This window comes from Candidatus Eisenbacteria bacterium (genome assembly GCA_018831195.1).
Classification (GTDB): Bacteria; Eisenbacteria; RBG-16-71-46; order CAIMUX01; family JAHJDP01; genus JAHJDP01.
In genome coordinates this window covers 13,949-26,964 of the sequence record JAHJDP010000107.1, presented here as the reverse complement: position 1 = coordinate 26,964, position 13,016 = coordinate 13,949, and the positions used below count along the sequence as shown (strand labels likewise).

The 13,016-nt window shown below is 55.6% G+C and carries 10 protein-coding genes; 9 read left to right on the top strand and 1 reads right to left on the bottom strand.

Annotated elements, in window-relative coordinates:
- Positions 1-78 precede the first annotated feature (78 nt).
- The 9 genes from recG to KJ970_18685 all read left to right on the top strand — a co-directional run bounded on the left by recG (position 79) and on the right by KJ970_18685 (position 9,623).
- Entirely contained in the window at positions 79-2,163 is a 2,085-nt protein-coding gene (gene recG, locus KJ970_18725) for an ATP-dependent DNA helicase RecG (GenBank protein MBU2692957.1), read from the top strand.
- Between the two features lie 16 nt (positions 2,164-2,179).
- Positions 2,180-2,716, top strand: coding sequence for a zinc-ribbon domain-containing protein (locus KJ970_18720; GenBank protein MBU2692956.1), 537 nt, complete (start codon positions 2,180-2,182; stop codon positions 2,714-2,716).
- Positions 2,717-2,927: 211 nt separating this feature from the next.
- Positions 2,928-3,665 carry a hypothetical protein gene (locus tag KJ970_18715; protein MBU2692955.1) on the top strand — a complete coding sequence of 246 codons (738 nt, stop codon included), beginning with the start codon at positions 2,928-2,930 and terminating at the stop codon, positions 3,663-3,665.
- A 156-nt stretch (positions 3,666-3,821) separates the two neighbouring features.
- On the top strand, positions 3,822-5,402 hold the full coding sequence (locus KJ970_18710; GenBank protein MBU2692954.1) for a hypothetical protein: 1,581 nt from the start codon (positions 3,822-3,824) through the stop codon (positions 5,400-5,402).
- A gap of 41 nt (positions 5,403-5,443) precedes the next feature.
- Positions 5,444-5,977 carry a hypothetical protein gene (locus KJ970_18705; GenBank protein MBU2692953.1) on the top strand — a complete coding sequence of 178 codons (534 nt, stop codon included), beginning with the start codon at positions 5,444-5,446 and terminating at the stop codon, positions 5,975-5,977.
- 17 nt (positions 5,978-5,994) lie between these two features.
- On the top strand, positions 5,995-7,104 hold the full coding sequence (locus KJ970_18700) for a tetratricopeptide repeat protein (protein ID MBU2692952.1): 1,110 nt from the start codon (positions 5,995-5,997) through the stop codon (positions 7,102-7,104).
- Positions 7,105-7,187: 83 nt separating this feature from the next.
- A complete protein-coding gene (trpA, locus tag KJ970_18695; protein MBU2692951.1) occupies positions 7,188-7,919 on the top strand; it encodes a tryptophan synthase subunit alpha in 732 nt (243 codons plus the stop codon).
- A 5-nt stretch (positions 7,920-7,924) separates the two neighbouring features.
- Positions 7,925-8,725: an undecaprenyl-diphosphatase UppP gene (gene uppP / locus KJ970_18690; protein ID MBU2692950.1), complete on the top strand. Its 801-nt coding sequence runs from the start codon at positions 7,925-7,927 to the stop codon at positions 8,723-8,725.
- Positions 8,726-8,834: 109 nt separating this feature from the next.
- Positions 8,835-9,623: a L,D-transpeptidase family protein gene (locus KJ970_18685; GenBank protein ID MBU2692949.1), complete on the top strand. Its 789-nt coding sequence runs from the start codon at positions 8,835-8,837 to the stop codon at positions 9,621-9,623.
- Between the two features lie 509 nt (positions 9,624-10,132).
- On the opposite strand, the gene KJ970_18680 is transcribed toward KJ970_18685, so the two are convergent.
- Entirely contained in the window at positions 10,133-12,601 is a 2,469-nt protein-coding gene (locus KJ970_18680) for a SpoIIE family protein phosphatase (protein ID MBU2692948.1), read from the bottom strand.
- Positions 12,602-13,016: the final 415 nt, after the last annotated feature.

The following is a 13,016-nucleotide window of genomic DNA, read 5'->3' as shown; positions in this document are numbered from 1 at the left end:
ATTGAGGCGTCAACCCCGCTCACATCTTCCGAGCGGGGAACGAGTCACAAAGGGGCCCGAAAAGAGGGGCGAGGATCCATGGCCCACAGAAAACACCTCGAAATGGATGTCCAGTTCATCAAGGGGGCCGGCCCGGCGCGGAAAAAGATTCTCGAGCGCCTGGGTATCGCCACGATTGAAGACCTCCTCCACCACCGGCCCCGGACCTATCTCGATCGATCCCATATCGTGCCCATCGCCTCTCTCCGTCCCGGAAATACGGTAACCATAGAGGGTGTGTTCGGTTCTGTTTCCCAACGCCGCACACGGCAGGGGAAAATCAATCTCCATGCCCTTCTCTCCGACGAAACAGGGTCTATCTCATTGATCTGGTTCAACCAACCCTTTCTGCAAAAGATCATTCGTTCGGGTGTAAAAGTGACCGCCACCGGCACGGTTGGGGTTTACCAGGGCCTCCAGATCCTCAATCCGGAGTTTGATATCCTGACCGAACGGGAGGGTCCCGCCCTCTCCTCCGGGCGGATTGTGCCGATCTATCCGCTGACAGCCGGAATCGGGCAACGGGGGCTCCGCACCCTCATCCGCTCGGCGCTCGACACCGTTCTTCCACATCTAACCGATCCAATTCCCGTTGAGCTTCGTAGCCGCCTTAAACTGCTGCCGATCGAGGAAGCCCTGGAAGGGCTTCATTTTCCTGATTCAATGGCTGAGGCAGAGGCTTCCCGCCGCCGGTTGGCTTTCGATGAGCTTTTTTTCCTGCAGCTTCTAATGGCCCTGGAGCGAAAGAGATATCGCCGGCCGGGGATGGCGCTGCCTCTTCGGGGAACGGACCGTCTGGTGGCTGCGGCGAGGGCTTCCCTGCCCTTCCAGCTGACGGGGGCGCAAGAGAGAGTCCTCACCGAAATACTGGGCGATCTGGACCGGGATTACCCGATGAACCGGCTGCTGGAGGGAGATGTCGGGTCGGGGAAGACGATTGTCGCCATCCTGGCGGCTCTCGCGGCGATAGAAGCCGGGGCGCAGGTCGCCCTGATGGCCCCGACGGAGATCCTGGCTCAACAACACGCCCGTACCGCCGCGCAAATCCTGGATCCCCTGGGTTTGCCTTGGTGTCTTCTGCTGGGGCGGATGCCGGTTCGCGAGAAGCGGGAGGCCCGGGACCGATTGATCTCCGGGGAGGCCAAATTGGCCTTGGGAACCCAGGCCCTGATTCAGGATGAGATACAGTTCGAACAGCTGGGCCTGGTGATAGCCGATGAACAACAGCGATTCGGTGTTCTGCAGCGATCCCGGCTTCTGTCGAAGGGGAGGTCCCCCCACGGCCTGGTGATGACAGCCACACCGATCCCGCGGACGCTTGCGATGACGCTTTATGGTGATCTGGATCTCTCCATTCTGGATGAAAAACCGCCCGGCCGCCGACCTCCCCGCACGCGGCGGGTTCCCGAATCCCGGCGTCATGACCTGATCGCATTCCTCGCGCAATCGCTGGGGGAGGGGTGCCAGATCTACGTCGTGTGTCCTCTGATTGAGCAGTCGGAACTCTCCGATCTGAAGGCCGCCACCGATACGGCCGATCTCTTGGCGGCCCATCCACTGCTGCGCCGGTACCGGATTGGATTGCTTCATGGGAGGTTGTCCGGTGAGGAGAAAAACCGGCTGATGCAGGAATTCTGCTCCGGCGATATTCACCTTCTCGTGACAACGACGGTTGTCGAGGTTGGCGTTGATGTACCTAATGCGAATATTATGGTAGTGGAACATCCGGAGCGATATGGACTCAGTCAACTGCATCAACTCCGGGGACGGGTGGGCCGCGGCCGGCAACCATCCCATTTCTTCCTCATGGTTGGATCCGAAACATCTCCAGAGGCGAGGGAGAGATTATCAGTTCTCGTAAGAGAGACGGATGGCTTCCGGGTTGCAGAGGAAGATCTGAAATTCAGGGGTCCCGGCGATTTCTTTGGTGTGGCCCAAAGTGGACTGCCCCCACTGAAGATGGCGGATTTACAGGGAGATGCTGTCCTCATCAGCTTGGCCCGGCAGGAGGCGCAACAGTGGACTGCCGATCTCCGCGATCCGGACGATCCCAAGACAAGACGGATGCTCGACGAACTCCTGCGACGTTACCGGGACCGCGTATCACTTTATCGCGTGGGTTGAAAGGTGGGTTCAATGAATGAGCAGCCATAAGATCCGATGCCCCGAGTGTGAGCGGATTTATTATGTCCAGAACAACTGGATTCCCGATTGCGGTGTCAAATTCCGTTGTGAGGGATGCGGGCGGCTTCTCTGGATTGAGCCACCCCGGTTTGATGAGGAAGAGGGTCTTTCGACATGGAGTGACGCTTCCCCGATACCCATGAGTTCTCCCACAGCGGATGGGGACCAACGGGAACCGATTCAGGTTCAACATCCCGAGAGCCCCTCGGAATCCGATAAAGAATCAGAGAGGAGAGCCTCTGCGCCGGAGGAACTCCTCGATCGGGCGCTTCGGAGATGGGCCGCCGGCCGAGAGGTCAAAATCCGCCAGGCTCTTGCAAAGGGGGAATTTTTGGCCAGCTACGGTTTGGAGTTTTCACAATTTCTCGAGGCGTTCTCCGAGACCGAGCCGCCTGAATCCGCCCCCAAAGGCAGGATTAGGTCTATCGGCTGGGTTGCACTCGAACGACTTAGGACGATTTTGGAGATGGTCCCGGCCTCGAAACATTCCTGATTCCCTTTCCCCTCAGTGGTAGAAAAATAGCCACAACCTGTTGGGTTCCGTCCACACTGGATCCCGTCGATTCCACCCCGCGGCTTCTTTTTTTCACACATGATTCTAATGCATTGAAATTCAATAAATTAACAACATTGCCTCAATATAATTTCTATCTCTATTCCGGCACTTTCATTGCAACATTGATCGGGTGGGAAAGGAGGTTCTCATGTTGCAGGCGCTATGGATGCGTCCGAACAGGTCCGTACCTGGATTCATGGAGGGCGCCAAGGTACTCGTCGTCGGCCATGCCGTCCCTGGAGGAGGCTCAGGCGATTCTACCATTTCACATCTTCGTTCCACCCTCCTGGAGTACAGAGAAAGGGGCTACAGATTCTGTCAAGCGGGCGAGCTATCCCAGGATCTTACACCTGGGCGGAATGGGATGAAGGCGACCGAATCATTTGTCGTCGCCTTGGAGGGTGGGTGCCGGTGCCAGAGGGACTATGTATGGCCTCTTTTAAAGGCGATGCACATCCCCGTCACCCTCTTTCTGAATCCCAATAGACTGGGAGATGAGGGGATGATCTCCTCCCTGGATCTTTCTGTTCTTCTCCGAGAAGGGGTCCGATTGGGTGGCCTTTGGGATACCCCCGTCCGCCTGGAGAGCCTATGCACACCCGATGCCGCTTGGAATCTCGAACTTTTCTGTCACACGCTCATGGCTCATCTACCGCGGACCGAGCGAAAGGAGCGGGATTTGTGGCTGGCTCTCCCCTTTGAAAAGGGGGATGAGAGGATTGTCACCCTCGCCCGTGCCGCCGGATTTACGGGTGTTGTGGATGGAGTGAAGGTTTCCCGGCCGCACCGTCTTTCCCGACAGCTGTTGAAGGCGGGTGCGGGGTCCAAAAGATGGTGGTTCGCCTCAAAGCAGGTCTTTCAAGGTGTTTGCCCGGGCGGCCGATAAGAGGAACGTCGGAATGCCGTTAGGGGAGGCATTCGGACGTCTAGGTTTTAAAGATCATCGGCGAAGGGATTTAGGAATCAATACCGCTATCGCCGGTCTCATTTCATCAGCAGGAAGTGACAAACCCTGGTCGTTGCCCAGGGAATTGGAGGAGGCATGGTTCTCGTCAGTTACTCCGGTAGGGAGATCAACGCGAAGATCGTCTATTACGGCCCCGGACTGAGTGGGAAAACGACAAATCTGGAATCTATCTTTAGCAGTGTTCCGGAGGGGAACAAGGGTCGCATGGTCTCTGTCAAAACAAAGACGGAGCGTACCCTTTTCTTTGATTTTCTACCCGTCAATCTTGGTGAACTTGCCGGTTTCAAAACGCGATTTCTGCTCTACACCGTGCCGGGACAGGTTTATTACAATGCAACGCGCAAACTTGTACTTAAAGGTGTGGATGCCGTTGTTTTTGTCGCCGATTCCCAAAGAGGCAAGATGGATGAAAACGTGGAGAGCCTCCAGAATCTTAAGGAGAACCTCAGGGAACAGGGATTGTCCATAGATGATATTCCATGGTCGATACAGTATAACAAACGGGATCTTCCGAATGTCATGAGCATCGATGAAATGCAGCGGGTTCTCAATCCAACGGGTGTTCCATGGTTTGAGGCGGTGGCGACGACAGGGGAGGGGGTCTTGGATACCTTCAAGGCCATCAGCCGCCTTCTTCTCCGACATCTCTCAGAGGAGATTGGTGTACAAGTTGTGACACCGGCGCCGCCGGGCTCGCAACCGGAAGCCGATCTGACCGCGGAGATTCTGGATCAGCCTGAGGAGCAAGAGGAAATCCAGCCCATCATGGATGAGGGGCCGGAAGAGGTGGAGGAGGTGGAAGAGGCGGTGGAGGCGGTGGCGGACCTGCAGGAAATGTCGAACATTCCTTCGAAGGAAGAAATGACACCGATCGAACCATCCCTTTCCGTCACATCGCAGGAAATCGCAAAGACGGAAGCGGAGCCGGAAGAGACGGCCTATGCTCCATCAAATGGTTTTACCGCCCGATTCAAACGGTGGTTCTCCAAGAATGGCCAGGAAGAGGCGCCAGCCAAAGGGCAGGCCCCGGCTGAGGATCTCCCCCAAGAAATCACGGCTCAAAAGACCGGTCAAACGGACGACAGGGATCTGGAGCTGAAGCCCATTCAGGAATCAATCCCGCTTGGGAAGGAACGTAAGGAAACAGCTGAAACGGATGCAACAAAGGAGCCGGTCCGGCCGCTTCAACCCGTTGCCGGATGGTCCGATCCAGCAGGGTCAAAAGAAGGTTCAGAAGAAGAGTCAAAGGCAGAACCCGAACAGGTTCCTACCTTGAAACTGGTGGAACCGATGGCGATCTCGAAAGGGGCGCGCATGGCGCCGCCGGATTTGAGAATCACCGAGGACCGCCTCTCCGATCCGACTCAGAGAATGATCGCCTCGCATGATGAGGAATCCAAAGAAGAGAGGATGAGACAGGAGCCTCCCCCTCCGCCGCCCTTGCCGCAAAATGTTCCACCCCCCTATGCGCCGCCCGGACCGGCCTCGGCGGATTTTCAGCCACAAGAGATCATCGTTCCGGTGGTGATCCCCAGGCGGGGATCGGAAAAACAGATCGCCCTCAAACTTCTCATCCGGTTTATTGAGGAAGAAGAGGTGCCGGATGAAGGCGATGATCTTGACGGGAGGGAGTTTCGTGCAGTAGATTTGAGGTGAGGGGTACCAGGTTGGACCATATCTACCGGGAGTCGTCTAGCATGCGAAGAACCCTGGCCGTGATAGTCTTGTGTGTATGGGGAGCGGTTTCCGCGGGCGCCACATCCGATAGCGGGATCACAACCCAACAACCCGGACTCCTTAAAATCCCCACCCAGTCGACGCCTTGGCTCCTGGGATCGGTCTCCGGTTTGGAAAAACTTCAGGTTTCCAATTCTGTTTCTTTTGGCTATTCGTCAGGCGGATTCCTTGAAGGACCCTCCGGCGACTATCTGACCCATCTAACCTATCCTGTTTCTTCGACCCTTAAAATGAGGATGAGTCTTGGGGTTGATTGGAATCCTGCTTTCGCCGATGCCTTCGGGGGGAATCAGACGGAGTTTGGGATCCGCGATCTTCAGGTGACCTGGAATCCCTCCCGGCATACGCAGATTTCATTTGGGTATGCCTCTTACAGGGGTTATCAACCCTGGCAATTTCGGCCGGCGAATGACGCACTGGGGTATTATCCAGGCTATCGACCCTGGTGGGGCGGGGATGACGTCACCCAGGAGTCTGACGAAACCTCACCCTAACCTAGGGGATCCCGTTCGTGGACACCCGGTCCTCAGAAAAGGAAACCCAGCGGCTCCAGGATCTGGAGACCCGTTTTAAGCAATGCCCGGATGATGAGATCCTCCTTCAAGAACTTCTAGATACCTATCGATCCACTGGACGCTCCCATGCCGCGGCGGAACTACTGCGGCTGCGCATCGGGAAACACCCGGGGGATTGGTCCACGCTGCGCACCTGCGTTATGCTTTTTCTGCAAGCGGGTGAATCGAAACGCGCTGCAGAAATCCTCAATCAGAGCGGGTCGGAATTCAAGCACCAATGGGAGTTTTGGCGGCTGCGGGGATCCTGTCTCGAGGGTCTGGATCGGTTCCGGGAAGCCCTTGAGGAGTACAGGCGGGCGGCCCAGCTTGCACCGGAAGAGGCGGAGCCCCGGTTTCGGATGGGACTGGTTTCACTTGAATTGGGGGAGGATGAAGAGGCGCTGGGGTACTTCCATGACGCCCTCGAGCGGGACACCAGGATGGGGGGCGCCCTGGTCAATCTCGGTCTTCTCTATGAACGGATGGGGGATACCGATCGCGCCGTCGAAATGCTGCGCCGGGTGCTGGAGTTGGAGCCCGAAAATGTTGAAGGGCATCTGAATCTGGGCACGCTCTACGCCGAAAAGGGTTATGGACAAGAAGCGGCGGCGGAATTCCATCGAGCTGCGGAGCTTGATGATAAATGTATCGAAGCCCATTTCAATCTCGGCCTGCTCCTTGAAGAATCAGAACCGGATGCGGCCTTGGATCGCTTACGCAAGGTTCTTGCGATGGATCCCACCCACCAGGATGCCACTCTTCAGATAGGACGCCTCTGTTACAAGCGTGGACTCTATACGGCGGCGCTGAAGGCTCTTCATAGGGGGCTTGACAGGGAACCCAAGGATACCCGCGCCCTTTATTATCTCGCTTTGACCTATAACAAATTGGATCGCCCCGATGAAACAATTCGCCTATTGGATGAATTGTTAAGGCTTGAGCCGGATAACGCTCGCGCCCATTTCTATCAAGGGATCGCTTATGATAAGAAGGGTGCCTATCAAAAAGCCCAGAGAGCTTACCAGAAGGCCGATGAACTGGGATCCAAGCGCGGAGAGGATCTCTGATACCGAGACGTGGGACATCCGGCCGGATCGCCAGGGCCTTTGAAGCCGCTCGTGACGCAGGAAGGCGCGCTCTCATTCCCTTCATGACCGGGGGATACCCTCAGCCCGATAAGACTCTATTCATTGTTAAAGCTCTGGAAAAGGGGGGCGCCGATCTGTTAGAGCTCGGAATTCCCTACTCCGATCCGATTGCCGATGGTCCGACGATTCAGGCGGCCTCACAGAAAGCGCTCGCGGCGGGCGTCACGGTCAAATCAATATTGGGTTTGGTCGGCGAGTTGCGGCGCGAAAGCACCATACCGGTTATCCTCATGACCTATCTAAATCCCTTGCTGGCCTATGGGGAGCAGGCCTTCTTTTCAGATGCCGTCGCGGCCGGAGTCGATGGGCTTCTTGTTTCAGATCTCCCGGTTGATGAAAGACCTCATTTCTGGGAATTAGCCCATGAATCGGGATTGAAATGTATCACGCTTGTTGCGCCGACGACTCCACCCGCGCGTTTGCCCCGGATACTATCCAGGGCTTCAGGCTTTGTATATTGTTTGACCCGAACCGGGGTCACGGGGCACGGCCGGGGTTTTGCCGACAATCTAGACCGGCAAGTCGGCCTCGTCCGTGATCATACCGATCTTCCCATTGTTTGCGGTTTCGGAGTGCGATCGGCAATGGATATACGATCGATTAAGGCCGATGTTGATGGCGTTGTTCTCGGCGCGCGCTTGCTGGAGATCCTCATGGAATCCGAGGATCTGACGGATGGAACCGCGAAGCTGACCCGCTTTCTGCAGGAACTTTCTCCGGCTCTCGGGAGATAGCCATCATGTTTAACCCAACGACATGGGAGACGATGCTTCTGGGGCTTCTGCAGGGGCTCACGGAATTTCTGCCGGTCAGCAGTTCCGGGCACCTTGTTTTTGCCCAAAGACTTCTTGGTATCGAGGAGCCGGGAGTAGCACTCGAAGTCGTTTTACATTTGGGAACACTTCTGGCCGTCATTATTTACTATAGGTCGGATCTGGTGCGCTTGGTGGGCGGGGTTATGCGCTGGATCGCCACCCGTGGTGGGGAGGGGCGCTCGGAGGCCGTTTATACCGGTCTGTTGCTGCTCGGCACGTTACCGGTCGTGGTGGCGGGATTCCTCTTAAGGTCCCACATCGAGGAAGCCTTCCAATACCCACGCTCCGCGGCGCTTTGTCTTCTGTGCACCGGGGTCTTCATGGCGTCATCCCGGTGGTTCCGCCGTGGGAAGGCCGGTGTCCGGCCTCCTTCAGCGATCCTCATCGGAATTTTTCAAGCCATCGCTCTCCTGCCGGGCGTCTCCCGATCCGGCTCCACAATCACTTCGGGGCTTATGCTCGGGGTGGATGCCCGGGAAGCCGCCCGATTCAGTTTCCTCCTCTCCATTCCGGCGATTTTGGGGGCGATGATCGTGAGTCTCCCCGAACTGGCCGGCACCGTATCCACCGGCGGTTTGGGATCTCTGGCGGCCGGTTTTACCATGGCCGCGGTTTCGGGGTATTCAGCGATCGCCGTCCTGCTGCGGCTGTTAAGGAAGGGTGACTTGGCCTTATTTGGGGTGTATTGTATTCTTGTCGGTGGATTGGGACTCTTTTTATTCTGAGGCGCCGCCTGAGCCGTCGCGTTTTATAATTTCTGGATAGCTTTCCGCCGAAACGGCGGTTAATTCGTATGCATCTGTTCAACATGTCTTCTTGCGGGGGGTGAAGAGAGTGGCCGGCCGGTCCTTTAAAGATGAACAAATCTGCTTCCCACGGGTCCGGGTCGCCTATCAGGAAAAGCTCGGTGTCATAAAGACATTTTTTGATCAACAGAAAGCCTCTTTCCCGCCCACCGGAATCTATATGCGTGTTATCAAAGCCGAGGGTCTTCTCGAGCTATGGACACAATCGGAACCCAATGATCCGTACCTCAAGGTTCGCGAATACGAAATTTGCGCCCACTCAGGCGGACTGGGGCCGAAACGCCGCGAAGGTGATATGCAGGTGCCTGAGGGCTTTTATAAAATTAATTGTTTCAATCCAGCCAGCCGCTTCCATCTCGCTTTGGGATTGGATTATCCGAATCTATCCGACGGCTTCTTCAGCGATCAGAACTCCCCGGGTGGAGATATTTTTATTCATGGAAGCTGTCTCAGCATTGGATGCCTGGCCATGACGGATAGCTATATCAAGGAACTCTATATTGCGGCCGTGGAAGCGCGTAATATGGGACAGGGGCAGATCCCGGTTCATATTTTCCCGGCGCATATGGATTCCTCAGGTATGGAATGGCTGCAGCAGGCCCTATTGAGCGGATCCGGGCCCTATGCCGCCATGGTCCAGGAACCGGGGGGGGAAGATCAACGCAGCGAACTTCTGAGATTTTGGCGGAATCTCCAGGAGGGATACGAGAGTTTTGTACGAACGGGGATGCCGCCGGTTGTTGCGATAGACTCCGAAGGTGCTTATACTTTCACGGTTCCCGCCGCTGAAGAAGAACCCCAAGGTATTTCATATTAAACATTAGAATCAGGCGTTATGAGGAATTTTTGGGAATTGAGATGCGCCCCCTGGAACCGCGGTGCCCAGGAGGCGCAGTGTTATTGTTTCCACTGAATCCAAACCTCCTGTCGTACCGGCCCGCCGTGGGTGCGGGACGATGGCGACTCTTTTGTGATCTTAACTCATGACCTCGATCATTATAAAACGGAAGCCATCCTAACGTCTCAGCCACCAGAAAAGATCGAACAGAACTCCCACGAGTAGGGCTACCCAAATCATGTCGAGCCCCCTCTCCCTCCTGTTATTGAGGCGACGAGGAAGATTGGCCGATCCCCCTGTCGCCAACCCTGGGAATCAAACGATACCCCGATGACTCCACACCTCCCGACTTCCCATTACAATTATCTGCAGAATGCGAGCCTAACTTGAGGGGGAAAGGCTTTTTTTATTTTTTTCGTGCGAATGGCTCTGTTACACACGGTATTTTCGCAAAAAGCAGATCCGATTTGTCTTTAAACGGCAAGCGGTTACAGTGCTTTTAAGATTAACAAGGTCGTGTCATCTTGGAGCGGCTGGGCCGAGTGATAACGGATTTCGTCAAAGAGACGGTTTAAGAGGTCTCTGGCGGATAATTGCCTATGACGTGACAAAGCTTTTACCATTCCCTCTTCACCCAGCATTCCCATGGGACCTTCCCGCTCGATCGCGCCGTCACTGTAGCTCAGGAGAAGATCCCCGGAAGAAAGTGAAATCCGCCCCTCATAGTATTCGGCATCGGGTTGAATGCCGAGGAGAAGGCCGGAGAGATCCAATCGCCTCATTGTGCCGTCCTTCAGCATGACCAGCGCGGGGGGATGGCCCGCGGATGCATACCGCAGGACCCTTGATGAAATCTCATAGGTTGCACAAAAAAGTGAAATGAAGCGGTCCGGCCGCCTGATTTCACAAACTCTCCGGTTTACCCTCTGAAGCAGTTGCACGGGATCGAATGTGTGTGATGCTTCGGCGCGGAAAATGGCCTGCAAATTGGCCATCAGCAGGGCGCCGGGAACGCCTTTGCCGGATACATCCCCTAAACTCAGGATGAGGTGTTCCGGATCCGGCGTCAGAAAGTCGTAGTAATCGCCGCCGACATCCTGGCATGGAATGGTTTTTCCGGACAACTCCGCGTTGGGAATCACCGGGGGGCAGCGTGGTAGAAGACTGCTTTGAAGCGAGTGGGCGATTTCCAAATCGTTTTTTAGCTTCACCTCACGAACCGCTTCCCGGTGGAAAAGGGCGTTCTCGAGGGCCACGGCGCCCTGCTCGGCTAGGTCGTCAAGAAAACCGAGCTGCCATCCCTCATATGATCCACCGTCCATTCTGGGACCGAGGAGGATCAAACCCAACGGCCGGTCCTTGCCCTGAAGCGCGACCAGGAGACGCGAATCCGCCTGATCCAAAGCCAAACGATCCTTTTCATCGAGCCAGCCAAATGGTAGTTCGGCATCCAAATCATCCCGGACGATCGAGCTGCCAAGGCTGCTGACCGCCTGTAGGACCCGGACGCTGAGATTGAATCTGCCGAGCAGACCGAGTTTTATGCCACTGGCATAGGACAACTTGAGCCGATTTCCATCAGCGTCGGGGAGGAAGAGGAGTCCGGATCGGGCATTCAGGTGCTGAGACAACCCATCTACAATTTCTGCTACTAATTCCTCCCAGATTGTGACAGAGCGTATCCTGCGGCCGAACTCCATGGCGGTTCGATCGGAAGAGGCCGGGGAGAGGGGAAGGTCGCGATCCAAAAGCCTTTGGAAACGACCACGGATCGGGCTGAAGAGCACGAGAACGAGGATCAGAGCCACGAGACTCGGTGTCAGTCCCGGCGTTCCGGTTAGTTTCGGCAGGGAGCCCTGAAGGATTGTATAAATTCCGAAGTAGATAATCACCACGAGGGCGATGAGCAGCGTCACGGCGAGACTCCGCCGGATGAGGCGATCAATTTCAAAAACGCCATGCCGGATAATCGCATAGCCAAAAGAGGCTGGGATGAAGATAAAGGTGACGACAGCCCACCGATCCCCGGGAATGGTATGCCCGGGCAGGGCGGTGTGAAGCGAATAGACGATCAGAGTCGGCGTGATTCCCAATAGAGTGCCGATGAAAGTGACATGAATCCGGCGGCGTAGCGATGGAATCTTCATCCGGCGGAAAGCATGAATAAAAAGGCCCAATGAGAGGGCGATTCCGGTCATAAAGAGGATGTCGGCCGCCATCCCGAGGGCAATGGACAATCTTATGGTATCGATATCCAGAAAGTATTGAACATGATGAGTGATTTGGGCGAGGCCAAAGAGTGTGAATGAGGGTAGATAGAGGATCCAGACCAGAAAAGGGTTCCGGGCCAGGATCGATCTTCGAGCGGGGAAGAGCAGGAAAAAATGGACAAAGAGGGCCGGGAGAAAGGCTGAAACCAAATCCGTTAGGACCGCATTAATGAGCAGGACCGTCTCTTGACGTGGCAAGTGAGGAGGGAGTATAAGGATACCTATTCCATAACAGATGCCAAAAAATGTTAAAGTGACGGAGCGCTGTTTCTTGAGGTAGACGATTAGGCCCATCAAGAGAGTGCCGAGCACGATTCCCGCCATTGTGAGATTCCATGCAACATCCTCTTTCTGGGGCGGGTTCGGAGTGAGTTCGAGCGTCAGCCCCGCAGCTCCGCGACGGAGGTAAAGTATGTGGGGCCGGGCCCCCTCCCTTTTAAGGAGATCGGAGGCGCTGTAGGGAAATCGAACCCTCGTTCCGTCGACGGCCAGGATTTGGTCACCCCCTCGAAGCCCGGCCTTCTCCGCGGGCCCTCCCTTATGAATGACCTGGATAATTCCCTCTCTGTCACTGAGTCCCAGAAGCGGCTCCTGGGCGAGGCGGTCCAAAGAAAAGATCTGAGCTCCGATCGTGAGGATCGCGAGAGGAACAAAGAGGGAGTGAAGAGATCGAAATGAGACCGCCATGCTCCACCCCCGTGGGTCGGATGATGTTCCAAGAAGAGAAATTCTATGCGGCCGTTATCCCCTGCCCTCGGCACAGATAGATTACGGGTCAAATGAAGTGCTGACAATCAAAGATCATGGTTTTAGGGTCAAATGGTCATTTTTCTTTCAGCCGAGTGGCAAACTTTTCCTCTCCAGATATCAAAAGTTGCCCACTTGGAGGTTCATTCGGTGCGTCGAGGAGGGGCGTCTTTGGTGGCGGAGGAAGAACTATCGCTGTAACGGCAAATCTATCCATCAGTTGCAAAATGCCCTGTGTAATATCACCCAAGTTGGCACGCCCTCTGCATAGTGAAACGGTCGTCAGGTGTCGCCAGGCGGTCCGTTACCAGTGGAGGATGGGTTTGGGACTGGCCTCCTTCTCGGAATCCACAAC